Genomic DNA, 24865 nt, shown 5'->3' on the forward strand with positions numbered 1-24865 from the left:
AATGAAAAAAATTACTATTTATACGACTATTTTTTTTGGATTGATAATAATTTTACCGATGTTTGCACCGTTTGATCCAAATGAAGTAAATTTAAACGCTATAAAATTAGCTCCAAATTTAAAAAATATTTTAGGTACGGATTTTTTAGGAAGAGATGAGCTTTCTAGGATTTTATTTGCATTTAGAAATTCAATTTTTATAGGACTTTTAAGCGGAGTTTTTGCCATAATTTTTGCTTTTGGTTTTGCTTTTTTGGCACTTAATTCGCCAAAAATCGTAAAAACTTTTTTAATGCGTTTTTTAGATGCGTTTTTATCTCTGCCTAATTTACTATTTATACTGCTATTTAGTGCATTTAGCGATAAAGGATTTAATATTTTTACTATAAGTTTACTTTTGGCGATATTTTCCTTTGGAAGCGGTGCAAAAGTGATACATGATGAGTTTTTAAGCATAAGCAAAAACGAGTTTATACTAAACGCAAAAGTTCTTGGTGCCGAGCGATTTGAGATTATGTTTTATGAAATTTTACCGGTGGCTAAAAATAGCGTATTTGTGATATTTATAAATATCTGCGCTCATGCCATAAGCACAGAAGCGCTACTTAGTTTTTTTGGGCTTGGGCTTATGGTTGGCGAAGCTAGTCTTGGAAATATGCTAAATGAAGCCGCAAAAGCGATATTTACAGGTGCTTGGTGGCTTGTTTTGACACCAGGATTGGCTATTTTCGTTACTATTTTATCGCTGATGCTAGTTGGAGAAAGAGTGCAAAAATATGATTGAGGTTTTAAATTTAAACATAAAAGCTAAGAATACTCAAATTTTACACAATATCAGTTTTATCTCAAACTCAAATTTAGCAATCTTAGGTAGCAGCGGAAGCGGAAAAAGTACGCTTTGTAAAGCCATCTGCTCTATTTTGCCAAATAACGTAAAAGCCGATTATGCTAAACTGCAAACAGATGAAAAACCTGCTTATATATTTCAAGACTGTATAAGCTGCTTTTATCCATATCTCAAGATAAAAGATACGTTTAAAACGGTTTTAAAAAATAATGCAAGCTCGGCTAATCAAATTTTTGATGAATTACACATACCAAAACAAGCGTGGGAAATGTATCCGTACGAACTTAGCCGAGGGATCGCTAGTAGAGTTCAAATCGCTCTAAATTTAGCATTAGATGCCAAAATACTTCTACTTGATGAAGTTACCAGCTCGCTTGATGAAACAAATACAAACAGAGTTATAGAAATACTTTTAAGACTAAATATACAAAAAGTAGTCATAACTCACGATGAAAATTTAGCATTTACACTATGCGATGAAGTACTGGTTTTAGAAGACGGACGTATGACGTATTTCGGAGATAAAATAGGATATTTTTCATGAGCTTAGAAATTATAAATTTAAAAAAATCATATGGTAAAACTGAAGTTTTAAAAGATATCAGCTTTTATCTAAAAAGCGGAGAAAGCGTAGCTCTTATGGGGGCTAGCGGAAGCGGAAAAAGTACACTTGCAAAATGCATAGCTAGGCTAGAGAGTATCAACAGAGGAAGCATAATTTATAACAGAAAGGATATATTAAATTTAAAAAATGCAGAGTTCAGACAAAATATTCAATACGTATTTCAAGATCAGCTAACCGCACTAAATCCATCAAAGCGCGTAAAAGATCTATTAATAAGCGTTTTAAAACGTTTTAAGATAGATAAAAAAGATGAATTTGAGCATATTTTAAGTGACGCAAAGCTGCCTTATTCTATTTTAGATAGATTTCCAAAAGAGCTTAGCGGAGGTGAGAGACAAAGGCTTGGTATCGCTAGAGCTATGCTGATAAAACCAAAAATTCTGATCTTAGATGAAGTCACAAGCGCGCTCGATAAGAGACTAAAAAGCGAGATAATGCATACTCTTATGCACTATAAAACTCTTCATAAAACCGCAATGATATTTATAACGCATGATAAATTTATAGCAAAAGAGTATTTTGATAGAATACTTATGCTTGAGTGCGGCAGATTGATTTTCGATAAAACTAGCTAACCCAGATATATATGCTAATTAAAACAACAAAAAGCACTGGAGGAGTTATCATAAAACTAAATTTAAAAAAGCTTTTTATACTTATACGAATACCGTTTTTTTGCAGTATAAAAAGCCAAAGCAATGTAGCCAAAGAGCCAAACGGAGTTAGTTTTACTCCTACATTCGAGCCTATTATATTTGCATAAATCGCAGCCTTACTCGATATGCCATCAAGAGAAATATCCATTATCATGATAGCCGGTAAATTATTCATAACAGCGCTTAAAATAGCCGAAAGAAATCCACTAGCCATCACAAAAGAAAATTCCCCAAATGAGCTAAAATAAACTAAAATATCCCTAACAAATTCCAACAATCCTGCATTTTTAAGTCCAAAAACAACAACATACAAACCTATACTAAACCACACTATCTGCCAAGGAGCAGTTTTTAGTAGATCTTTTGCACTTACCACTTTTGATTTTGCCGCTACGCATAAAAATATAATAGCTCCTCCAAGAGCAAACAAACTCACCGGAAGTCCTAAAAAATCTCCTAAAAAATAACCACATAAAAGCATAATTAAAAATATCCAGCTAAACTTAAAAAGTTTAACGCTTTTTATAGCTGTTTTTGGTTCTTTTAATAGGCTTGCGTTTACGCTTTTCGGTATATCTCGCCTAAAAATCAGCCATAAAAACAAAGTAGAAGTTATAACACTAGCAACAAATGCAAAACTCATATCATACATATATGTTGAAAAGCTGATTTTATAGTAGTTTGCCGTAATTATATTTGTTAAATTTGAAAAGACAAAAGGAAGAGAAGCTGCGTCGCTGATAAATCCACCTGATAACAAAAACGCGGTTATGGTTTTTAAATTTAGTTTTAAAATTTTCATTTTGGCAAGTATTATAGGTGTTAAAATAAGCGCAGCAGCGTCATTTGCAAATAGAGCCGAAACAAAAGCTCCGAGCAAAATCAAGTAAATAAACATCTTTTTCGCACTATTTTTAGCAAGTTTTGCAACAAAAAGAGCACTCCACTCAAAAAAACCTATCTTATCAAGAACCATTGAAAATAAAATTATTCCGATAAACGTTAAAGTCGCGTCCCAAACTATACTTACGACTTCTAAAATATCATCAACACTAACCACATTAAACATATAAGCCATAGCAGCTCCTAAAACGGCTGAAGTGCCGATTCCAAAACCTTTTGGCTGCCATATAACTAAAACCATAGTGATTAAAAATATAAAAGCGGCTATAAGCATTTATCTGCCTTTAAAAATTTTAAAATAGCTATGCTAGCAAAAAATAGCCAAGACTAAGTTTAACTAAGATTTTAGATAAATTTAATTATAATATTTAACTAAAATAACTCCGAAGGCGAAAAATGAAGGTTTCTATTAAAGAAGCAGCTGAAATTTTGGGTATCACAAAAGAGGCCGTTTATAATAGAATTCGTAGAAACTCTTTAAAAAGCGAAGAGATTAACGGAGTTAAATATGTTATTTTAGATGATAAAACAGTAAAGAAACCTTCTAACAAAACTATAAAAACGAAAAATCAAGATGAATTCACAAATTTTTTACTCTCTCAAATCGAAAACCTCAAAGAGATAAATAAGCGGTTATCTGCGGATAAAGATAGAATTTTTAAAGAAAAAGAGCAGCTTTTACTAGCCAAAAATGAAGAGATAAAAGAGATCTATAAAAACAGCGACGAAAGACTAAAAAGATTTTTGCAAATGTTAGAAAACTCATTAAATTTACCTTCGCAAACGCAAAAACCATTAGCAATAGATGTAGAATACGAAGAGATAAAAGATAAAAATTGGATAACTTTGAGTGATTTTTTATTAAATTTAAAAATAAAACCTAAAAAGTTAAAAAAACTTCAAAATTATCTGCTAAAATGTGTGAAAAAAGGCAAACTTTCAAAGCTAGAAAATGGAGTTATATATATAAAAGCCGGACTTAGTTATGAAAAAGTAAAGGAGAAAATGTGAAACATATAAAAACATTAAAAGAGATAAGCAAAATCAGCGGCGTTGGAGCTATACTTATATTTGGTTTAGCGGCATGCGGAAATACCGAACAAAACAGTGGAGGTTCGGCAGTGCAAGAAGCTAGCCAAAAACAAGGCGCAACAGTATTTATCGAAAAAAATAGCGATGGAAGCTATAAAATAGCAGACGAATTCCCAAGCAATGAAACAAGAGTATTTTTAAGAGAGCCGGGTGCCGACGGAGCTATAAGCGAAAGACTTTTAAGCCAAAACGAACTCGATAAGCTTATGCAAGAAGAAAATGCCAAAATAGATGCCGGAACTAGCGGACTAACAAATCAAAACGCTAGTGTAAGCGGAGGCGGTATGAGCCTTGGAGAAACTATTTTAGCTAGTGCGGCTGGCGCAATCATAGGAAGCTGGATAGGAAGTAAGCTATTTAACTCACCTGGCTATCAAAATCAGCGTCAAGGCGCGTATAAAAATCCATCAGCTTATAACAGAAGCGTAAACAGCTTCAATAAAGCCGGCACTGCAGCAGCTAGCTCCAAAGCAAACGCCGGTAAAAGTGGATTTTTCGGAGGAAATAAAGCAGCAACTAGCAGTTCAACTTCTACAACGAGCGGCGGCTGATATTTGTGATTTAAATTTGGCTTAGAATTTGCTTGATATTCTCAAAATTTAAAGGAGAAAATATGCAAGCCGTAAATGAGTTGAAATCTATTTTTAATAGCTATATAAACATAACTAATAAATTTAACAAAGATAATAGCTTTTCTAAACTCTTAGATGAAAGTTCTGCGAAACTTGATGAACTTGAAAACAAGATGAATGAGCTAAAAAGTATAGCAAAAAACGATGAAGAGATGTTTAAGGTTTTTGATTTTATGCAGATTATGACTCAACTTATGTATGGAAATGTTGACGAGAAAGAGCGCGATAAACTCCTTAGCAAAGCTGCAAAAATCAGTAATAGTTTATAAAATAATTAAGGGATATTATGAATTTAAAAAGTATAAAAGCATTAGATAATGAGTATTTAGAAAGTATCGGCTTTAGCTGGCATACAGATCCAGACAACACTCCATACGTAGCAGATGAGTTGGTAGTCGTGAGTCAAGATGAGTGCGAAGCATACTATAAAGCTGCAAATGAGTTATATGATATGTATGTAACAGCAGCTCAATATGTTATCGATAACAATCTTTTTCACGAGCTAGGAATTCCTTTTAATCTTATCGATACGATAAAACATAGTTGGGAAAATGATGTGCATTGGCATCTTTATGGAAGATTTGATCTTGCCGGAGGACTTGACGGCAAACAGATAAAACTCATTGAGTTTAACGCAGATACGCCAACTAGCCTGTTTGAAACAGCTATAGTCCAGTGGGCTATGCTTAAGTTTAACGGTATGGATGAAGAGGCGCAGTTTAATGATCTATACGATAGCTTAGTAGAGAATTTTCGCAGGCTAATAACTCTTGAAGAAGATACTAGTAAATTTGACGAGTATTATGAAGGATGGGGGATATTATTTAGTTCAATAGCAAACAACATAGAAGATGAAAATACAACAAGACTTTTACAAAGCGCGGCTATAGACGCAGGATTTAAAACCGAATTTGCCTTTGCTAATCAAGTAGATTTCAGTGATGAAAACGGAATTTCTTACAATGGGGAAAATTACGAATATTGGTTCAAACTAATCCCATGGGAAAATATCGCGGTAGAAGAAGGTGAGTTAGCACTTATCTTAAAAAATATTATCGAAAATCAAAAAGCAATTATCCTAAATCCAGCCTATACGCTTTTATTTCAAAGCAAAGGCATCATGAAAATACTTTGGGATCTATACCCAAATCACCCGCTTTTATTAGAAAGTAGTTTTGAACCGTTAAAAGGCAAAAAACAGGTCAAAAAACCGTTTTTAGCCAGAGAAGGAGCAAATATAAGCATTATAAATGAAAACGGCGAAACTGAGCTTGAAACAGACGGAGAATATGCAAACGGAAAGTTTTTATATCAAGAATTTGCAGATTTTAATAAAGATAGTAAAGAAAATAGCTATCAAGCCGGACTATTTTTTGCATTTGAAGGTTCGGCACTTGGATTTAGAAAAGGCGGATTAGTGCTTGATAACTACTCTAAATTTGTAGGACACGTGATAAAATAGTGAAAACTTTAGTAGCTATAAGCGGTGCTAGCGGTGCTCATCTAGGAATCAAACTAGCAAATGCTATTGCTAGTTTGGAAAATGATACGCATATGATTATCAGCGAAAATGCGTTGATCTCTATGCAAAAAGAGGGATTTAACGAAAAAGTCGATAAAAATATACGAATTTATTCAAATAATGAAATTTGGGCTGCTCCGGCTAGTGGTTCGTCTAAATTTGAAAATATGATAATCGCACCTTGCTCCATAAACTCTTTAGCCAAAATAGCTTCTAGCATCAGTGATAATCTGATTTTAAGAGCGGCTGCAGTTATGATAAAAGAGCATAAAAAACTTATTTTAGGCGTAAGAGAAATGCCTTTATCTGCTATCAGTCTTAGACAAATGGCGGATTTAGCAACACTTGGAGTTATCATAGCGCCGCCTATTATAGGGTATTATTCCGAGATAAAAAGTCTTAAAGATATGGAAAACTTCGTGATAGGAAAGTGGCTAGATACTCTTGAAATAAAACACGATATTTTCAGTCGCTGGAAGTGATCCGTATCAAAATGTTACTATAATTTCATATTATGGATAAAATTTTTATAAACAATTATAGTTATAAGAGTTTTTTGATATAATTGTGATAGAAACAAAAAAAGGATAAAATATGAAAATAGTATGCTTAGATGCCGACACGCTTGGAAACGATATTGATTTAAAATCCGTATTTAGTGAGTTTGGGGAGTTTATCAGCTATCCTAAAACTGCACCAAATGAGACCATAAACAGATTAAAAGATGCCGATATAGTACTTACAAATAAAGTTTTAATCACGCAAGAAGTTATAAATTCTTTAAATTTAAAACTCATCTGCGTAACTGCAACCGGAGTAAATAATGTAGATCTTGACGCTGCGGCTAAAGCAGGAATAGCCGTTAAAAATGTTGCTGGCTACTCTACAAATAGCGTTGTACAGCAGACTTTTGCAAATCTTTTATCAATAACTAATCAAACAAAGTATTACGACAGCTACTGCAAAGATAGAGTCGGCTGGGCTAAAAGCCCTATTTTCGTGCATTTAAATGATCCTATTTATGAGTTAAGCGGAAAAAAATTCACAGTTGTTGGATTAGGAACCATCGGAACTAAAGTAGCAAGAGTAGCAAAGTCTTTTGGCTGCATAGTTTCTTACTACTCAACAAGCGGTAAAAACAGTAGTAATGAGTTTCAAAAAGTTAGTTTTGATGAGTTACTAAAATCAGATATCATCAGCATACACGCACCTCTAAATGCAAATACAAAAAACCTATTTGATGAAAAAGTGCTTTCAAATTTAAAAGACGGTGCTATAATCGTAAATTCGGGTAGAGGCGGAATAGTCGATGAAAACGCCGTTGCAAAATTAGTTGATGAAAAAAATATCTACTTTGCAACCGATGTTTTAGAAACTGAGCCTATGAGAGAAGATCATCCGTTTTTAAACGTAAAAAACAAAAATAGACTCCTCATCACTCCGCACATTGCATGGGCAAGCGTAGAAGCTAGAAAATGCCTTGTGGAGCTAGTAGCAAAAAATATTAGAGATTTTATAAAAGGATAAAAATGGCTGATGAACATAGCTTTGATATAAGCGCAAGCGTAGATATTATGGAGGTCAAAAATGCTCTTGAAACAGCGAAAAAAGAAGTTTCAAGCCGTTTTGACTTTAAAGGCTTAAAAGCCCAAATAGAGCTAAACGAAAAAGAAAAAACTATAACTCTTATTAGCTCAAGCGATAGCAAAATAGATGCTTTAAAAGATATAGTTTTGAGCAAACTAATAAAAAGAGAGATTCCTCCTGTTGCTATAACCGAGTTAAAAAGAGAGAGCGCAGGCGGTGCAAATACCAAATGCAGTTTAAAACTAAACGATACTTTAGATAGCTTAAATGCAAAAAAAATCACAAAAGCTATAAAAGATGAAAAACTCAAGGTAAATGCAAGTATAAGAGGTGAAGAAGTAAGAGTTACTAGCAAATCTATCGATGAGCTTCAAAATGTTATAAAGCTTGTAAAAGATTTAAATTTAGAGCTTCCGCTAAGTTTTAAAAATTTAAAATAAAGGATAAAAATGGGTTTCGAATTTAAAAAAACAGTACTAATTGGAGCATTGGCGATATCTACTTTTTTAAGTGCGGCTACAGAAGGAACCGAATATATAAAACTAACCAAAGCTCAACAAATTCCAAACGCAGACGATAAAATAATAGAATTATTAAGTTACGGCTGTATCCACTGCTATAACCACTTTAAAAATGGAACTTTAAAATTTGTTTCCGAGTTTTTTCCGGAGTTTAAATACGAAGAGTGGCAAGTAAAACAGATGGGCGAGTACGGTTACCAAATGGCTGAAGTATTAGCATATGCAAAAATGCTAGACGGAAAAAGCGGTATAAACTCTTTAAGCGTTAAATCATCGTTCCATCAAATTTTAAAAGCGTATTTTGAAGCAAATTTCAAACAAAGAAAAAGATATAACGATGCAAATGCATTTTATCAAGTTGCCATAGACGTATTAAAAAATCAACTAAATAAAGATGTAAGCGTGCAAGATATCATAGATTATGCCAAAAGCGACGCCGGCAAAAAACAGATACAAAGATTTGACGATGGATTTGAAGTAGCAAAATTAAATGGAACTCCAGCTTTTATCATCAAAGGAAAATATCTGATAAATTTAGAAAAGATAGGCAGCGCAGAAGAGCTAGTAGAAGTGATTAGCGAGATAGTTAAACTGGATTAACTGGAATTTTACTTAAATTTAAATATTAATTTTATATTTATTATGTTATAATCTACGCTAATTTTTATTAGCAAGGATTATAATATTATGACTTTTTCAAACATAGCCCAGAATCTTGCTATAAAGTACGCGGATTTTAAAATGCAAAGATCGCTGTATAATGGGCTAAATATTGATATATTACAAAATAATCTGCCAAAAATAGCAGACACAAACAAAACATATATGCTCTACGCACATGTGCCTTTTTGCCATACATTTTGTCCGTTTTGCTCGTTTCATAAATATGATTATGATGAGAGTGCGGCTAAAAAATATTTTTACAGCTTGAGACTTGAAATGGAACAGATCAAAGAAGCAGGATTTGACTTTCATTCTATGTATGTTGGTGGCGGAACGACTCTTATAAATGAAAATGAGCTCTTAAAAACGCTTGAACACGCAAAAAAACTATTTAATATAAACGAAATTTCTTGCGAAACAGATCCAAACCATATAGAACCTAACAATCTAAAATGCTTTTCGGGACTTATTGATAGGCTTAGTATAGGAGTACAAAGTTTTAACGATGAAATACTAAAAAAAGTAGCCAGATATTCTAAATTCGGCTCAAAAGATTTACTTATAGAAAAATTATCAAAAGCAGTCGGCATACTTCCTATTACAAGCATAGATCTGATATTTAACTTTCCGTTTCAAACTAAAGACGAACTACTTTATGATATACAAACAGCAACCGCCATAGATAGCGAGCAAGTTACATTTTATCCGCTTATGAAATCAAATATAACAAAAGATAAGATCGCAGCTAGTTTAGGTCACAGCAGCAAAGATAATGAACGTGAATTTTACGAGATAATATGTTCTAAATTTAAAAATTACTATCAAAATAATGCTTGGTCGTTTTCTAAACAAAGCTCGAATTTAAAAGATGAATATGTCGGTACGGGCAACCAGTACGTAGGAGTAGGAAGCGGTGCTTTTAGTTTTTTAAACGGCGAACTTCTTATAAATGCTTTTAATCTTGATGAGTATAGCGAACGCGTAAATGCCTACAGAAGTGCTATTATAGCAAAATGTAAATTTAAAAAAAGAGATAAAATAAGATATCTCTTTTTAACGCAGTTATTTGATGGAAAGATAAATATTGATAAATTTAACCGCGAAAACGAAGTAAATTTAAAACTTGATTTATACTTAGAAATAACACTTTTAAAAACTACAAATGCCATCAAAATAATAGACAAAGAGATAATTTTAACTGATTTCGGAAGATATTTATGCGTAGTGCTGATGAAAGAGTTTTACATCGGTATGGACAAAGTAAGAGCTACTTTTAGAGACGATGCTAAGATAAAATATAAAAAACGTTTAAGAATTATGGATAAATTATAAATTTAAAGTAGAGCAATTAAAATTTGAAAAATCTTTTAAAAGCTATTTTTTCCAAATTTAAACACATACGCAAAAGTAGTTAAATTCAGATGGACAAAATATAGTATTAATTAAATTTATATTACTTATTTTGTCCGCAATACAATATAATAAATTTATAAAAGCCCTACTCTTTTATCCTCATCAAACGCGGAACTAATCTCTCGTTTTATCTCATTTTCAAATATCTTCATAGTAAAAATTCCATCTTCGCTGATAGCTGTTTTAAGTGCGGCGTTTTTAAGCACAAGCATTATCTGGGCGCCGCTAAGTGCATGTTTAGCAAGCTTTTCTATGCTAAATCCGCTTTCAAAACTACCATTTTGCGGAAGCACTCTTTTCCAAATTTCGAGTCTAGCTTTAAAATCAGGCTTTTTAAACTCAATTTTATAATCAAATCTCCTTGAAAAAGCGTGATCCAGACTCTGCATAAAATTTGTAGTAGCTATAAGAACGCCTTCAAATTTTTCAATCTGCTCTAGAAATATATTTTGCATTTGATTGTGCATCTTATCGCTTCCAGAGCTAGTTTCTATACGAGTAGAAAGAAACTGATCGGCTTCATTTAGCAACAAAACAGGTTCTGTTTTAGTCTTTGAGCAAATTTCCTTATACGTATCAAATATCTTTCGTACGTTTTGCTCACTCTCGCCGACGTATTTACTCAAAATCTTAGAACAATCAAAGCTTAGAATTTGTTTTTTAAGGCTTTTAGCAAGACTTAACGCACTCATCGTCTTTCCGGTGCCCGGACTTCCGTAAAAAATCACTTTCACTTGAGCGCTTTTTCTTGATTTGATGCCCCAGGTATTTAGTCTAGTTAGTACTTTTTTATCTACTTGTTTTAATATATCATCCAAAAGCTCTTTAGTTTGCTCATTTAAAACAACGTCGTTCAAGTCGCTATTTGGCTCTATAAGTTCAAATATGTCACTCTCTTTAACCAGAGTCTCTAGTTTTAATTTTTTTGTTTTTTTGGAATTTTGAGGGTGCATTATAAGCTGCAAAATCTCTTCAGTAATAAAAAAACTCCTGCTTACGCTGCCAAACGCATTTAATACCTCATCATAATCTATAAGTCCACTTTCAAGCAAATTTGATCCATCTTCAAGCAAGCTTCTGCTTTTCATTCGCTCCATATCGTCTTTGCTAACTAAACTTATAAGAGTATTTAAATCGCGCAAAGCCTCAAATTCTCCGCTATATTCCTCTTTTAAAAGCGCTAGAAAGATGACCTGCTCTTTTGAATTTAAGCTGTTTTCTTTAAATATTTGCTCACAGGCTAATGGAATTTTGCTTATTTTAAGGCGATGCTCTATGAGATTTTCGGTGATGGCTATCTTTTTATCAAGCTTTGCTTTTGAGTTTTGACTATGATTGCTAACCTTTTTTTGGTATAGTTCAATTCTTAAAAACTGATCCTTCAAATATTCCAAATGATCGTTATAAGGCTCATTTGGCGGCACTTGACTAGTAGCTTTACCATCTTCAAGCAATACTAAAAATAGCTCGCTTAACTCAACTTCGGTGTATAACATACTAAGTCTGCTTGATTTTTGTTTTGCATTTTCTTTAAAAAATGAAAAGTTTTGTGAGATATATCCCAAATCAATTAGATTTTTTAAATTTGAAATATAATCCAAATATCCAAAATCCTTATCTGTAAAAACCGTATTTAACAGATCAAAAACACTCATCTGGCTAACGCCTTGTATAAAACTTCTCGTCATGTATTTCAAAATTTCTAGCTCGTCCTTATCGCATTCTAGAATTTGAAATATCTCTGAGCTTCGATTATCGTTTAAAAAATCTTTTAAATACTTCAACCTAATTTATCCTTTACTTTATCTTTTAAGACGCGCTTAAGTACTTTTCCGGCAGCGTTCTTTGGAAGTTCATCTGCAAAATATATATGTTTTGGTATTTTAAAATTTGCTAAATGTTTCTTTAAAAACTCTTTTATCTTTATGGCTTCTATATTTATACCATCTTTTAACTGCACAAAAGCTACTACATCTTCATCTTCGCTCTCATCTTTTATACCTATAACGGCGCAAGCTTCTATCTCTTCTAATCTATAAATTATCTCTTCTATCTCTCTTGGATAGATATTTTGTCCTTTTGATATGATAAGATCTTTTAACCTATCGACTATATATAAAAATCCATCTTCATCGATTTTTCCAAGATCTCCGGTTCTTAACCAGCCGTTTATTATGGTATCATCTGTAGCGCCTGGATTATTTAGATATCCTTGCATAACGTTATCACCTTTTACGATTATCTCGCCAACTTCGCCGATATTTTTTTCCATCATTTCATCATCTACGATTTTTACGTTGTACTCCGCAAGAGGAAGTCCGACGCTTGAAATTTTTTTATGTTCAGGACGATTTACGCTCACTAAAGGACTGCACTCGCTAAGCCCATAACCTTCTAAAAGCTGAGCGCGCGGAAAAATTTTTGCAAAATCATCAATAGTCTGTTTTGCAAGAGGTGCTGAGCCGCACACAAAATATCTAATAGAGTTAAACCACTTAAAATACCAAGGAATTTTAGCTTTTGCCATAGCCGCGTATATAGCAGGCACTCCTAAAAATACGCTTACACGTTTTAACAGCGTCTGTTTTAGTACATTTGAAAACGGAAATACCGACTTTACTATCACAGCAGCGCTTGCGCTAAATAGTGGCAAAAGTACCATCACAGTAAGAGTAAAACTATGAAACATCGGCAAATACACGATAAATCTATCTTTGTTGGTGATCGTAAAAATTCTATTTATACCAACTAAATTTGAAAAAACATTTTTGTAGCTTATAACCGCACCTTTTGGATGACCTGTTGTTCCTGAAGTATATATAATACTAGATATATCGTCTATACTCACGTTTTGATTAATTTTGCATGGCGAAAACTCTTCATATAAATAAAATGAAGTGTATTTGTCATTAGGTTTTTCATATTCGCCGATAACTGCTATCTTACGTAAATTTGTTTTACGTTCTAAACCTAAAATTTCTTCTAAATGCGAATTTGATACGATAAGCATTTTTGCGTCACAATCATTTAAAATATACTCAAACTCATTTTTCTTTAAAAATGTATTTATCGGTACAGCCACTGCGCCTATAGATGTTATTGCTAAAAATGCTACTATAAATTCGGGTGAATTTGTAACTATCATGGCGACTTTATCTGAGTAAGATATCGAGTTACTTTGCAAAAAAGCCGCACACATATCGACTTTGTTTCTCAACTCTTCATAACTAATCTTCTTTTTATCGTCAAATATAGCTATACTTTTTGGATGCTCGTTCGCTGAGCTTATAAGCATCTCATAATAATTATTAAATTTGTATTCCATGATTAAAACCTATATTTTATACCGAAATTTAGAATCTGCGCATCTCCGTTTGCCATCTCTCCCACTATATTATTAAAAGAAGCGACGTTATCTTCTTTATTTATATGTCTATCTTTTCTTTGCTGATACAAGTAGCCGATTGCAAACTCAAGATCGTCTCTAAATTTATAATTAATACCAAGTGAATATATATATGCTCTAGTATCAGGTAATTCAAAACCTATATAATTTACATTGCTAGGACTCTCATCATATGCAAAACCGCTCATAAGTCTTAATTTATCATTTACATCCCACACTATACCAAATCTATATGTGTTTGAATCTTTCCATTTTTTCTCTACTGGATGATCAAAAACTTCCTCAGAAGGAACTCTAGTTGCATAATTAAAATTAAAACTTACCAACTCCGACCAAAAACTTCTCTCCAAGGCGGCCAGAAAAGTTACATCTTTGACTTTGTAAGCCATAGCCAAATTTAGGGCAGCAGGCAGAGGAATTTTCACATCGACAGAGCCGTTATAAAATCCGTTAAATCCGGCTAAAGCGGATAAATTAGGAGTAGTTTTCGAAACTATATTCGCATCGCCTTTTAAATCCAGATTGACTTTCGATCTATAAGTAGCAGCAAAACTTAAATTTGAAAATGGTCTATAAGTAGCAGCAACGTTCCATCCAAAGCTTAAATCATTGCCGTCTATATGTCTATTTGCTTCTAGCAAAAACGAATTAGATACCATTCCATAAGGATTTGTATCTACCTTGCCATAAGAGTAAATAGCCCTTGCTCCGGCTCCTATACTAATCTTGTCATTCACTCTATAAGCTACGCTAGGATTTATCTCAAATACTCTAAGAGAAAATAATCTAGCCGTAGAAGCCGGATATTTATCCACCCATCTCATATCAAGTCCCGATGGAACGGCAAAGCTTAATCCAAAACGCCAATTTGGTATGTATTCTGGAGATATAAAGTTAAAAGTAGGTATTAAAAAATCTGCATTTTTAGATGAGACGGCGTAATTGTGTGCATTTGGAAATTGTGGATTAAACGTGCTTGAGCCAAGATGTATATATGAAAATGAATTTTCAAAATAGTGTCTACTATCTTCAAAATACATCATATTTGCAGGATTGTAATAAGCTGCGTCAGGGCCAAAACTATAAGCTATGTTTGACGCACTTAAAGCTACGGCGTCGCTACTTTGTTCTGGTATTTTATAGCCAGCAGCATTTGCTAAACTTGCACAGCTTGCAAGCAACAAAGCTCTTTTTAAATTTATCATCAATTTCCTTTTATTAAATTTCTAAGAGCTATGATCTCGTCAGCCCATATACTATTATCTATCGTTTCTAAAATAAGAGGTATCTCATCTATCCTTTTGTCATTCATAATATTTTCAAATCCACTCCAGCCTATACAGCCTTTTCCAAGGCTTTCATGACGATCTTTGCGGCTTGCTAAATCGCATTTGCTATCATTTAAATGCATACCGCTAAGAAACTCAAATCCAACTATTTTACCAAAATCGTCCATGGTTTTTTCATAAGCGCTCTTGCTTCTGATATCATATCCGCTACAAAATAAATGGCAAGTATCAATACAAACTCCGATGCGATTTTTATCGCAACTGTTTTTTACCAAGTAGCCTAGATGCTCAAATTTAAAACCCATATTGCTGCCTTGACCGGCCGTATTTTCTATAACTAATTTAATGCCGCTTGAGTTTTCTAGTATATAATTTATCGAATTAGATATATTTGAAAGGCAGATGTTTTCATCAATCTCTTTTAGATGTGATCCTGGATGAAAATTTATCATCTTTAAATCAAGCAAATCGCATCTATAAATTTCATCTAAAAACGCATCTATGCTTTTTTTCCTTTGCTGCGGATCTGGATGACCTAAATTTATAAGATAGCTATTGTGAGGTAGTATATGCTCTAAAGATATATTTGCATTTTTTAAATTCGTTTTAAAAGAGGATATTTCTGATTTAGTAAGTGGTTTTGCGCTCCATTGTCTTTGATTTTTGACAAATAAAGCAAATGCGTCCGCTCCGATACTTTTAGCATTTAATGGAGCATTGCTTACTCCGCCACTAGCACTTACGTGCGCTCCTATGTATTTCAATCAATCTCTTTCATGATAATTTTTATGTCGTTTTTTTGATCGACAAAACTCATTTTGCCGTCACAAACTTTGTATTCTACTGAAATTTTACTTATTATTTGCTCAAATCCACAGATAGTAGTTACTAAATCAGCTCCGAAATAGATCGGATTTTGATTTAAAATATCTTCTAAAAGTCCGGCGTAATGAGAGCTTAAAAAGAATTTCTGATTAAAAACCAGTTTATCGTCGCAAGCACCGTTTACGCAAATTTGATCTTTTATGCGAAGATCCAATATACTTTTTCCGCTTGCGTATATTTGTAAATTCGTATAATTTTTATAAAAATGTATAAATCCAGCGTCGTTTATTTTGAGATTTTTCGACTTTATAAGCAGAGTTATGCTTTTTGAGCGTTCACTACTAAGAGTCGCACATCCGCTCAAAACAGAGATATAAAAAACGAGCAAAAGCAACCCATAAGTTCTAAACAAAACTTTTCCTTTTAAAATTAGATTAAAAATCGAAACACTATTATATAATAAATTATTAAATTTGTTATACTTTTAAGTGGTATTTAAGTAATAACAGAGTATAATCTCACTTCCAAAACAAAACCGCGAAAGTGGCCCCTTCGTCTAGCGGTTAGGACATCGCCCTTTCACGGCGGTAACACGAGTTCGAGTCTCGTAGGGGTCACCAAATTCTATTAATCAAAAATTATATTTTTATCTTATCATATACATTTTTAAATTTAAATAAAATCGCGTAGATTAACTAAATCCGATAAATAAAAAGTATAGTTTTAATACCGGCAAATTCCAAAAAATAATTACCATATTTAAACATAGATTTAAAAATATATTTATTTAATATTTTAATTTTATATTAATATTTTATTAAGTAAAATAGTTAAATTTAAACATAAATTTATAAAAAACAAAATGTCATGGTTTTTTATAAAAAAGGAGGGTTGAATGGATAAAAATAGTTCTTGCAAATGCTTAAAAAATATTATAGATAAGTTCAAACGTCTAAGAAATATAGCTATTTTTTTAGTTGTAATCATTATAGGTTTGATTTCTATAACATTATATAAAGAATCCGTATTAACAGAATTGTATAGAGATCTTAATACGGTTTGCGGAGTTGCACTTGCTGTGATAGCTTTTATTGCTTATATTGAAATAAGCAAGGAACTAAAAGAAAGCAATCAAGAGATAGATATTTTTATTGAAAAAATAGATAAAAACGGAATCAAAAAGAAATTTAAACTACCTATAACGATTAAGCGAAAATATTTTACTAGAGCTGAACTACTTGGAATTCTAGGTGGATTTCACTCCAAACCACATTATTCTATACGATATACAACAAAAAAAGAATTTTTTGAAAATATAAAAAACGTACAAGACGTAAAAGAAAATAAAATAACAATTTTTGTAGATAGTAGCAAACCTACGATTGATAAAAGCGATGACGAACCTATAACAAATAAAGAAGGTAATGATAAATTCGACTGGGAACCAAATGACAGTAGTATGACAGAACTTTTGTAGCGATAATTTTAAAATCTTATATTATTTATCAAAACAATCAAAACTATACACATAAACAAATAAAGGATATAAATGTCAAAATATCTATATGGTGCTAGTATACAAGGTATTCAAGAGTTTATCTTCAAGACAAATAAACTAGCTCAGATAGTAGGAGCAAGTGAAATACTAAAGAGTATTCACGATGATTTTGAACAAAGCTATAGAGTAAATAATCACGAAATTTATCTGAATGCAGCAGGAAATATCAAAATTATCTTAAGCGATAAAAACGCACTAGAAAAAATCGTAAAAGAATTTCCAAAAAAAGTTATGCAAAAAGCGTACGGTATAAGCATTTCTCAAGCAGTCGTAGAAATAAATAACAATAATCCGACAACAAATGAGTTAAAACTCTTAGACGACAAGCTAAAAGCCGGCAGGAACAAAGCCGCTATACCGCTAGATATAAGATTTAGTATAATGGACTTTGTGAGAAATACCGCTAGACCCTCCGTGCCAAATGAAAAAAAGATTAGCAACACGGAAAAGATAGACAAAGGCTCTCTTCAAAAATATAAAAAAAGCGATAAAAATGAAATTTCAGCCATAAAAAATAAAAAAAATAAAATCGCAGTTATACATGCCGACGGAAACAATCTTGGAGATCTCATTCCTAATATTAAAAATATCTCCGATTTTTCTAAAAATTTAAATAAAGCCACAAAAGAAGCTTTTGATATGGCAACAAAGACTATCAAAAAAGATAAATTTAGAGAGATAATCCTTGGCGGAGATGATATGACTATCATTTGTGATGCGGATTTTGCGCTTGATTTTACAAAAATATATCTAACTAAATTTGAAGAACTCACAACCAAATTTACAAAATACAATTTAACGGCTTGCGCCGGTATCGCATTTTGCAATGAAAAATTCCCATTTCATTACGCCATAAATTTAGCAGAAAGTTTATGTGGCGTAGCAAAAAATCATACCAAAAATCTAAATCCAAACGAACCCTCATCGTGCCTTATGTTTCATAACGTGCAAAGTTCAAATTTCCAGACTTGGGATAAATTTGTACAAGACGAACTCAGCGTAAAAAGTCAAAATATATCATTTGACTTTGGACCTTATTATCTAAATAAACAAAACCAGCCTAGTATAGAAAATTTGATAGAAGTATGCAGAAATTACGCTGATGAACGTAGTCCGATCTCCAGTCTTAGAGAATGGATAAGAGTGCTAGATAATAAATCTTACGCTGAGTTTATGCTAGATAGGATCAACGAAATGCTAGATAGATCTTGGGCAGATAGAGAGTTTATATCAAAATTATTTGCAAATTTATCAAATAAACATCTTATTACAAAAAAAGATGAAAAAAACAAAACCCCCATCTATGATATATTGCAGATCCATGCAGTCACACAAAAGATAAAGGAGCGACTATGAACCTAAACTACCGACTAAAATTTTATGACTACTGGCATCTAAGCAGCGGTTTAAGCGGTGGCGCTAAATTTAATAGTATAGTTATTAAAGATAGCAACGGACTTCCTTTTGCTCCCGGTAAAACCATAAAAGGCTTGTTAAGAGAGATGGCAAATTTGATAGATCCTAACTTTACAAAAATCTGCTTTGGAGATAAAGAGCATATGGGGGAATGCTATTTTTCAAATGCGACTTTAGAGCAACAAGACACGGATTATATCATAGCAAATTCATTACAACCATATCTATATGATATAATCGCACAAACTAGTATAGATGATAATGGTAATGCAAAAGACGACTCATTAAGAGTGATAGAAGTTGTCATTCCATTAGAGTTGCAAGGCGAGATAAGAGATATACCAGATGAATTTGAAGATAAAATAAGAAAATCACTAAGAATGATAAAACAAATCGGATTAAACCGTAACCGCGGACTTGGTAGATGTGAGTTTTGTGTAGAGGGGCAAAAATGAAAGAGCTATTTTTTGAAGTAAAATTTTTAAGTGATATCGTATTGCCTGCAACCTCAAATACGGAAGGAAATATAAACTATCTTGATTTTATACCAGGAAGTAACTTTTTAGGTATGGTCGCTCAAAATTATGATAAATTTAGTGATAGTTTTGATCTGTTTTATAGTGGAAACATATGCTTTAACGATGCCCATATGGTCTATAACGGTAAAATAACATATAAAACGCCGTATTCGTTTTATCATAAAAAATTAGACAATAAAATCATATGTAACAAACATATGATAAGCAAAGAAGAATCAAATAAGCTAGGTCAGCTTAAACAATTAAGAGTTGGATATATCACTGAAGATTTAGAGCAGGTATTAATAAGTCACTCATACTCGCAAAAATCATCATACGATACGCAACAAAGAAAAAGCAAAGATAGCGCAATGTTTGGTTATAAATCTCTTCCAAAAGGCTCAATATGGAGATTTTCGGTAAAACTAAAAAATGAGTGCAAAGATGAAAACTTGATTATATCTACATTGCAAAACAGTTACAAGCTCGGCAAATCAAAGTCTGCCCAGTACGGACTAATAAAAATATCATACTTGCAAGACTATAAAAGTAATAATATAAAAACATTTAATGACTATGAAAATTATGATTTTTTATATGCAAATAGCCGCTTAGTACTCATAGACGACCATGGAAATCCAACATATGATTTGAGTTTTATCTGCAAAGATATAGACATTTGTTATGAAAAAACAAATATACGCAACTCGTCTTTTACGCCTTACAACGGGAAAAAAGCGCGTTTTGAGTCTGAGAGACTTTGCATAAATAAAGGAAGCGTCATAGCGGTCAAAAAACTTACGCCTGAGCAAACTTCTATTATAAAAAACGGTGTCGGAGCATATAAAAGTGAAGGCTTCGGAGATATAATCATAAATCCAAATTTTCTAAAAGAAAATGAACCTAAGCTAAAAAATACCGATAAAAGAGATAGCATAAAAGCAAAGACCGAACCCAAAACTTCTTTAACTAAATTTCTAAAAGCTAAACGCGAATCATCAGATACAAATTTAAAAATAGCAAATGAAGTATCTAAGCTTATAAATGAAAAATATTGTTATTTTAGCAGTATTTCATCATCTCAATGGGGAAATATCAGACAAATTTGTGATACAAGCGACGATGAAAATCTCCTTGCAAATATAGAAAATAGTATAAAAAATGGTATAAAAAAATGGAGTGATGAACAAGCAAAACAGCTTATAAACATTATTGAGTCTATACAAAAAGATAAGTGTAAATTTATAAAACTATTTGCTATGAAAATAAGGAGCAAAAATGGCAACTAAAAGGCATGTAGCACACGTAACGCTAGAAGCGCTCACGCCTCTAAAAGTAGGTTCACAATCAGTAGATTTTTTGCAAGATTCGCCAGTTCAAAAAGACTGGAATAACTTACCGATGATACTTGGCTCATCTATAGCAGGAGTTTTAAGGGTCAAATTTCAAGATAAATTTAAAGATAAAACAGATGACATATTTGGCAAAGAAAACGGCTCTAAAATCATAATCTCCAACGCTCTTTTGCTAGATAAAACAGCAAAAGTCTGTGAGACACTACTTTTAGAAAAAGATGACTTTTTGAGTCTGTTTGAAAATTTACCACTTAGGGAGCATACCGCCATTAACGAAAAAGGCTTGGCGATAGATAGGTCTAAATTTAATGAAGAAGTAGTATTTAAAGGCTCTAAGTTTAAATTTAGTATCGAGTTAGTAGAAGATGATAAAGAGAGTTTTAATGATATTTTATCCTTGCTTATAGACGATGATTTTAGGCTTGGCGGAGGCTCGTCAAAGGGCTTTGGAGAGTTTGAAATAAAGCGTATTAGATACGGATATTTGGACGTGAGCGAGTATAGTAGTTCACTAAATTTTGAGCTAAAAAACGTATATTCAAACAAAACACAAGATCTTGAGCTAAAAAACGTATATCAAAAACAAAGTCAAACTGGTCAAAAGCTTACTAAGTACGAACTAAATATAACTCCGGATAATTTTTTTATGTTCGGCAGCGGCTTTGGAGACTCGGACGCCGATATGACTCCGGTTTTTGAACAAACCATATCATACGATACCAGCTCCATTTCAAATCCAAAAGTTCTTATACCTGCAAGCAGCATAAAAGGTGCTTTACTTCATAGAACATTGTACCATATATGCAAATTAGAAGGCATCACGGTGGATAAGAGTTTTGAAGAGGCTTTAAGAGAAGCAAAAAAAAGAAAAGATATAAAAGACTTAAAAGATCTTGTCGTTCCGCTTTTCGGCGAGGAAAAAAATACGGATAAAAAGGGCAAAAAAGGCAATATTTTAATGAGCGATTGTTTTAAAGCAAACGACGCTCAAACAAAGATTTTTGACCATGTGTCCATAGATAGATTCACGGGCGGAGCGATGGACGGGATGTTATTTCAAGAAAAAACTATCGCAAAAGACAAGGACTCTTACCTCATCAAAATCAGTATCAAAAATGAGCAAAACATAGGTGAAAATCTCATTAAAGCCTTTGAAAATGCTCTTTTAGACGTGACTTTAGGACGTTTGCCACTTGGTGGGGCTACTACAAAAGGTCATGGTATATTTAGCGGAAAAGTTTTGAAAAACGGTACTGAGCTAAAGGAGAGTAAATGAACGAATTTAAAACCCAAAAAGATATACAAAACTATATAAACTCACTAAAAAATTGCGTTGGCTACTTGCAAATTAGCAATGAAGATCTAAAAGAGCATAAACAAGATAGAATTTGGAAGCAAAAAAGCGATATAAATGTGGATTTTAGTAGTATAAAAGGATTTATTTATGAGGCTCACTTTTTTGATGAGACGCTCAACAAATCCATAGCTATAAGACAGATAAACAGTACTTGGCTAGTAGATGAAACGAATTTATCAGATAAAGATATACAAAGCGACGATGAGCAAATTTATATAAGCGATATAGATGATTTACTAGTAAAAACGGTCCAAATTTGGCAAGAACGCTCAGATGAATTTTGCTTGAATTTAGCAACACTTAAGTTGCAAAAAGTAGTATTTGCCGGCTTTGGACATAAGGAGAAAAAATGATAACCACACTATATAATTTTGTTCCGCTAAATGAGCAAATATTTTATCCAGACTGGGCTGATAATGTTAGCCACGATATACCATTTAGCGACGCCCAAAGCGGAGAGATAGATATAACTATCACCGCTAAAAGCCCGATTTTTATCAAAAATCATGCATCGAAAGATAATAAGGAAGCGTTGGAGTTTTGTCATCACATAAATGAAAACGGTGAAAAAGAGTATTATATACCAAGTAGTAGCGTAAAAGGCATGATAAGAAACGTTCTAGAGATCATGAGTTTTGGGAAGATAAAAATCGATAGTAAATTTAATGGCGTATTAATCGTAAGAGATATGACGAATAATTCACTTATAGGAAAAGCAAACAAATGTGGATTTTTAGTAAAAATAGACGGAAATACTAAGCTCCTAGATTGTGGCAATATCATAACTATATCGCATAAAGATTTAGAAAAAAATTATCCGGAGCTCAAATCCCTAAAAACTGCGAAAGATAAATATACGAAATACTATTTATTAAATAAGGTTAAATTTACGACCAAAAAGGAAAAATCCCGTACAGTAGCATTATTATCAAATGATAACAAAAACGCTCAGAGCGGTCAATTAGTTTTTACCGGAGACATTCACCATGAATTCATATTTAAAGATAGCGGTAAATATATAGAAGTTACGGATGATGCTAATAAAAAATTTTTAAAAGTTTATAATAACAACAAATCCATAGACGGAAAATATATCATCAAAGAATTTAAGGAAAAAATACCGGTATTTTTCGTAGAAAAAGGCGGCAAAATCGAAGCTATCGGTATAACTCAGCTATTTAAACTAGCTTATAACAAAACTATAGCTGACGCTGCCAAACAAACAGATTATAAAGAAGACAAGCTAGATCTTAGTGAAACTATATTCGGCACGGTTATAAACTCAAAAAAAGCTCTAAAAGGGAGAGTCTATTTTTCTCATTTTAAAGCTATTCCGCCGTATAACTTTGCTACAAAGGCAGAGGTAATATTAGGTACTCCAAATCCAAATTATATACAACAAACCAAAAAAGCAAATCCATATATCACGCTGATAAATGAAGATGCTAAGATATCGGGCTGGAAAAGATATCCGCTTCATAATGAACTTATGAAACCAAGCTTACCGAACGACAATCAAGATGTTCGTACGACTTTTACTCCCTTAAATCAAAATACGGTATTTAAAGGCAAGCTCAAATTTCATAATCTCAGACCAGTAGAGATCGGAGCCTTGATTAGCGCTATAACGTTTCATAACCGAAGCGATGTTTGTATGCACAATATCGGTATGGCAAAAGCTTTAGGATACGGTAAAATAGATATAAAATTAGGGCTTCAAAATCTCAAATTTGATAAAAAAGAGTACTTAAAAAGATTTGAAGAGCTTATGACTAATTTTCAGCTAAACTGGGAGAACTCGGATCAGCTTACCGAGTTATTTGATATGGCAAGCACTAATACAAAAAACAAATAAGCAACTAGCCTATCAACTTTTGGAAAACCCAAATCCAAACTACTTTAAAGATAAGTCAAAGACGGAAACAAATGACTTTATTTTTGCAAAAAAGACAAAAAAATATCTAAAGACATACTCGCAAAATAATGATTTAGTTTAAAATAGCATAAAAAGCAAAATATATATCTTAAAAACCCAACCTTAAGCACATCAAAAACTTAAGAACCTTGATAAGTCTTTGATAAAATCCTCAAAGACTTATAGCTTAAAAATATTAATTAATAAATTTAGTAGAATTTGAATTAAATATATTAGATGATTTGAAAAGAATTTGATAAAAAATTGAATGGTGCGGACGAGAGGACTTGAACCTCCACACCGTAAGGCACCAGATCCTAAGTCTGGCGTGTCTGCCAATTTCACCACGTCCGCATAAAATAAATGGTACGCCCAAGAGGATTCGAACCTCTGGCCTACGGCTTAGAAGGCCGTTGCTCTATCCAGCTGAGCTATGAGCGCATAGCTAAAAATAAATAACAAAAAAGCTGCAAAAACTCAGCATCTAACTTAAAATGGCGCGCCCGATAGGGGTCGAACCCATAACCTACAGATCCGAAGTCTGTCGCTCTATCCAATTGAGCTACGAGCGCAACTTGAAATCCATCGATCTAAAATGGGGTGAGTGATGGGAATCGAACCCACGACCCTCAGGACCACAATCTGATGCTCTAACCGACTGAGCTACACTCACCAAATGGTCGGGGTGAAAGGATTCGAACCTTCGGCCCCTTGGTCCCAAACCAAGTGCGCTAACCAGACTGCGCTACACCCCGAAGCATGAGT

The 24865-nt window shown here is 32.9% G+C and carries 25 protein-coding genes and 6 tRNA genes; 20 read left to right on the forward strand and 11 right to left on the reverse strand.

Annotated features, from left to right (window positions below; genetic code table 11):
* The first annotated feature begins 1 nt into the window (after position 1).
* Genes DQN38_RS08075 through DQN38_RS08085 form a run of 3 tightly spaced genes read left to right on the forward strand, consistent with a single transcriptional unit; the run spans position 2 to position 2047 of the window.
* Positions 2-784, forward strand: a complete 783-nt coding sequence (locus tag DQN38_RS08075) for an ABC transporter permease (RefSeq protein ID WP_065843676.1) — start codon at positions 2-4, stop codon at positions 782-784.
* Positions 777-1391 carry an ATP-binding cassette domain-containing protein gene (locus tag DQN38_RS08080; protein ID WP_002850733.1) on the forward strand — a complete coding sequence of 205 codons (615 nt, stop codon included), beginning with the start codon at positions 777-779 and terminating at the stop codon, positions 1389-1391. The genes DQN38_RS08075 and DQN38_RS08080 overlap by 8 nt, the downstream gene beginning before the upstream one ends.
* Positions 1388-2047, forward strand: coding sequence for an ABC transporter ATP-binding protein (locus DQN38_RS08085; RefSeq protein WP_011732302.1), 660 nt, complete (start codon positions 1388-1390; stop codon positions 2045-2047). Before DQN38_RS08080 ends, DQN38_RS08085 begins: the two co-directional genes overlap by 4 nt.
* Here the strand turns inward: DQN38_RS08085 and DQN38_RS08090 are convergent.
* Positions 2040-3305 carry an arsenic transporter gene (locus DQN38_RS08090; protein ID WP_065843677.1) on the reverse strand — a complete coding sequence of 422 codons (1266 nt, stop codon included), beginning with the start codon at positions 3303-3305 and terminating at the stop codon, positions 2040-2042. The genes DQN38_RS08085 and DQN38_RS08090 overlap by 8 nt on opposite strands.
* Positions 3306-3427: 122 nt before the next feature.
* Between DQN38_RS08090 and DQN38_RS08095 the strand changes: the two genes are divergently transcribed.
* The 9 genes from DQN38_RS08095 to DQN38_RS08135 all read left to right on the forward strand — a co-directional run bounded on the left by DQN38_RS08095 (position 3428) and on the right by DQN38_RS08135 (position 10380).
* A complete protein-coding gene (locus tag DQN38_RS08095; RefSeq protein WP_011732303.1) occupies positions 3428-4042 on the forward strand; it encodes a hypothetical protein in 615 nt (204 codons plus the stop codon).
* Positions 4039-4674, forward strand: coding sequence for a UPF0323 family lipoprotein (locus tag DQN38_RS08100; RefSeq protein WP_065843678.1), 636 nt, complete (start codon positions 4039-4041; stop codon positions 4672-4674). The genes DQN38_RS08095 and DQN38_RS08100 overlap by 4 nt, the downstream gene beginning before the upstream one ends.
* A gap of 62 nt (positions 4675-4736) precedes the next feature.
* A complete protein-coding gene (locus DQN38_RS08105; protein WP_038454246.1) occupies positions 4737-5024 on the forward strand; it encodes a hypothetical protein in 288 nt (95 codons plus the stop codon).
* A gap of 14 nt (positions 5025-5038) precedes the next feature.
* A complete protein-coding gene (locus DQN38_RS08110) occupies positions 5039-6217 on the forward strand; it encodes a glutathionylspermidine synthase family protein (RefSeq protein ID WP_024305178.1) in 1179 nt (392 codons plus the stop codon).
* Entirely contained in the window at positions 6217-6759 is a 543-nt protein-coding gene (locus tag DQN38_RS08115; RefSeq protein ID WP_002850738.1) for a UbiX family flavin prenyltransferase, read from the forward strand. The genes DQN38_RS08110 and DQN38_RS08115 overlap by 1 nt, the downstream gene beginning before the upstream one ends.
* Before the next feature lie 112 nt (positions 6760-6871).
* Positions 6872-7804 carry a D-2-hydroxyacid dehydrogenase gene (locus DQN38_RS08120; protein ID WP_002850739.1) on the forward strand — a complete coding sequence of 311 codons (933 nt, stop codon included), beginning with the start codon at positions 6872-6874 and terminating at the stop codon, positions 7802-7804.
* Positions 7805-7806: 2 nt separating this feature from the next.
* Positions 7807-8304, forward strand: coding sequence for a YajQ family cyclic di-GMP-binding protein (locus tag DQN38_RS08125; RefSeq protein WP_038454250.1), 498 nt, complete (start codon positions 7807-7809; stop codon positions 8302-8304).
* Positions 8305-8313: 9 nt separating this feature from the next.
* The gene (locus tag DQN38_RS08130) at positions 8314-8985 is read left to right on the forward strand and encodes a thioredoxin domain-containing protein (RefSeq protein ID WP_002850741.1); all 672 of its coding nucleotides are present in this window, start codon (positions 8314-8316) and stop codon (positions 8983-8985) included.
* An 87-nt stretch (positions 8986-9072) separates the two neighbouring features.
* Entirely contained in the window at positions 9073-10380 is a 1308-nt protein-coding gene (locus DQN38_RS08135) for a coproporphyrinogen III oxidase family protein (protein ID WP_010401553.1), read from the forward strand.
* Positions 10381-10535: 155 nt separating this feature from the next.
* On the opposite strand, the gene DQN38_RS08140 is transcribed toward DQN38_RS08135, so the two are convergent.
* From DQN38_RS08140 to DQN38_RS08160, 5 genes are read right to left on the reverse strand one after another with little or no spacing between them, the layout of a single operon-like run.
* Positions 10536-12245: an ATP-binding protein gene (locus DQN38_RS08140; protein ID WP_011732304.1), complete on the reverse strand. Its 1710-nt coding sequence runs from the start codon at positions 12243-12245 to the stop codon at positions 10536-10538.
* Positions 12242-13786 carry a fatty acid--CoA ligase gene (locus DQN38_RS08145; protein ID WP_024305177.1) on the reverse strand — a complete coding sequence of 515 codons (1545 nt, stop codon included), beginning with the start codon at positions 13784-13786 and terminating at the stop codon, positions 12242-12244. Before DQN38_RS08145 ends, DQN38_RS08140 begins: the two co-directional genes overlap by 4 nt.
* Positions 13787-13788: 2 nt before the next feature.
* Positions 13789-15072: an OmpP1/FadL family transporter gene (locus tag DQN38_RS08150; protein ID WP_002850742.1), complete on the reverse strand. Its 1284-nt coding sequence runs from the start codon at positions 15070-15072 to the stop codon at positions 13789-13791.
* Positions 15072-15920, reverse strand: a complete 849-nt coding sequence (nfo, locus tag DQN38_RS08155; protein WP_042960544.1) for a deoxyribonuclease IV — start codon at positions 15918-15920, stop codon at positions 15072-15074. Before nfo ends, DQN38_RS08150 begins: the two co-directional genes overlap by 1 nt.
* On the reverse strand, positions 15917-16393 hold the full coding sequence (locus DQN38_RS08160) for a hypothetical protein (RefSeq protein ID WP_002850744.1): 477 nt from the start codon (positions 16391-16393) through the stop codon (positions 15917-15919). Before DQN38_RS08160 ends, nfo begins: the two co-directional genes overlap by 4 nt.
* A 133-nt stretch (positions 16394-16526) precedes the next feature.
* On the opposite strand from DQN38_RS08160, the gene DQN38_RS08165 reads away from it, so the two are divergent.
* The 8 genes from DQN38_RS08165 to DQN38_RS08200 all read left to right on the forward strand — a co-directional run bounded on the left by DQN38_RS08165 (position 16527) and on the right by DQN38_RS08200 (position 24040).
* Positions 16527-16601 (forward strand) — tRNA-Glu (locus tag DQN38_RS08165).
* 275 nt (positions 16602-16876) lie between these two features.
* The gene (locus tag DQN38_RS08170) at positions 16877-17458 is read left to right on the forward strand and encodes a hypothetical protein (protein WP_002850746.1); all 582 of its coding nucleotides are present in this window, start codon (positions 16877-16879) and stop codon (positions 17456-17458) included.
* Between the two features lie 72 nt (positions 17459-17530).
* Positions 17531-18895: a Cas10/Cmr2 second palm domain-containing protein gene (locus DQN38_RS08175; RefSeq protein ID WP_111738243.1), complete on the forward strand. Its 1365-nt coding sequence runs from the start codon at positions 17531-17533 to the stop codon at positions 18893-18895.
* Positions 18892-19410 carry an RAMP superfamily CRISPR-associated protein gene (locus tag DQN38_RS08180; RefSeq protein WP_065843680.1) on the forward strand — a complete coding sequence of 173 codons (519 nt, stop codon included), beginning with the start codon at positions 18892-18894 and terminating at the stop codon, positions 19408-19410. Before DQN38_RS08175 ends, DQN38_RS08180 begins: the two co-directional genes overlap by 4 nt.
* Positions 19407-20762, forward strand: a complete 1356-nt coding sequence (locus DQN38_RS08185; RefSeq protein ID WP_065843681.1) for a hypothetical protein — start codon at positions 19407-19409, stop codon at positions 20760-20762. The genes DQN38_RS08180 and DQN38_RS08185 overlap by 4 nt, the downstream gene beginning before the upstream one ends.
* Entirely contained in the window at positions 20752-22104 is a 1353-nt protein-coding gene (locus tag DQN38_RS08190) for an RAMP superfamily CRISPR-associated protein (RefSeq protein ID WP_065843682.1), read from the forward strand. The genes DQN38_RS08185 and DQN38_RS08190 overlap by 11 nt, the downstream gene beginning before the upstream one ends.
* Positions 22101-22538 carry a TIGR04423 family type III CRISPR-associated protein gene (locus tag DQN38_RS08195; protein ID WP_002850752.1) on the forward strand — a complete coding sequence of 146 codons (438 nt, stop codon included), beginning with the start codon at positions 22101-22103 and terminating at the stop codon, positions 22536-22538. Before DQN38_RS08190 ends, DQN38_RS08195 begins: the two co-directional genes overlap by 4 nt.
* Positions 22535-24040 carry a TIGR03986 family type III CRISPR-associated RAMP protein gene (locus DQN38_RS08200; RefSeq protein WP_002850754.1) on the forward strand — a complete coding sequence of 502 codons (1506 nt, stop codon included), beginning with the start codon at positions 22535-22537 and terminating at the stop codon, positions 24038-24040. The genes DQN38_RS08195 and DQN38_RS08200 overlap by 4 nt, the downstream gene beginning before the upstream one ends.
* Before the next feature lie 329 nt (positions 24041-24369).
* Here the strand turns inward: DQN38_RS08200 and DQN38_RS08205 are convergent.
* From DQN38_RS08205 to DQN38_RS08225, 5 genes are all read right to left on the reverse strand, one after another.
* Positions 24370-24454, reverse strand: a tRNA-Leu gene (locus DQN38_RS08205).
* A 10-nt stretch (positions 24455-24464) separates the two neighbouring features.
* Positions 24465-24541 (reverse strand) — tRNA-Arg (locus DQN38_RS08210).
* A 54-nt stretch (positions 24542-24595) separates the two neighbouring features.
* Positions 24596-24672 (reverse strand) — tRNA-Arg (locus DQN38_RS08215).
* 24 nt (positions 24673-24696) lie between these two features.
* Positions 24697-24773, reverse strand: a tRNA-His gene (locus DQN38_RS08220).
* A gap of 4 nt (positions 24774-24777) precedes the next feature.
* Positions 24778-24855, reverse strand: a tRNA-Pro gene (locus DQN38_RS08225).
* Positions 24856-24865 lie beyond the last annotated feature (10 nt).

The organism is Campylobacter fetus subsp. fetus (genome assembly GCF_900475935.1).
In the GTDB taxonomy this organism is placed as follows: Bacteria; Campylobacterota; Campylobacteria; order Campylobacterales; family Campylobacteraceae; genus Campylobacter; species Campylobacter fetus.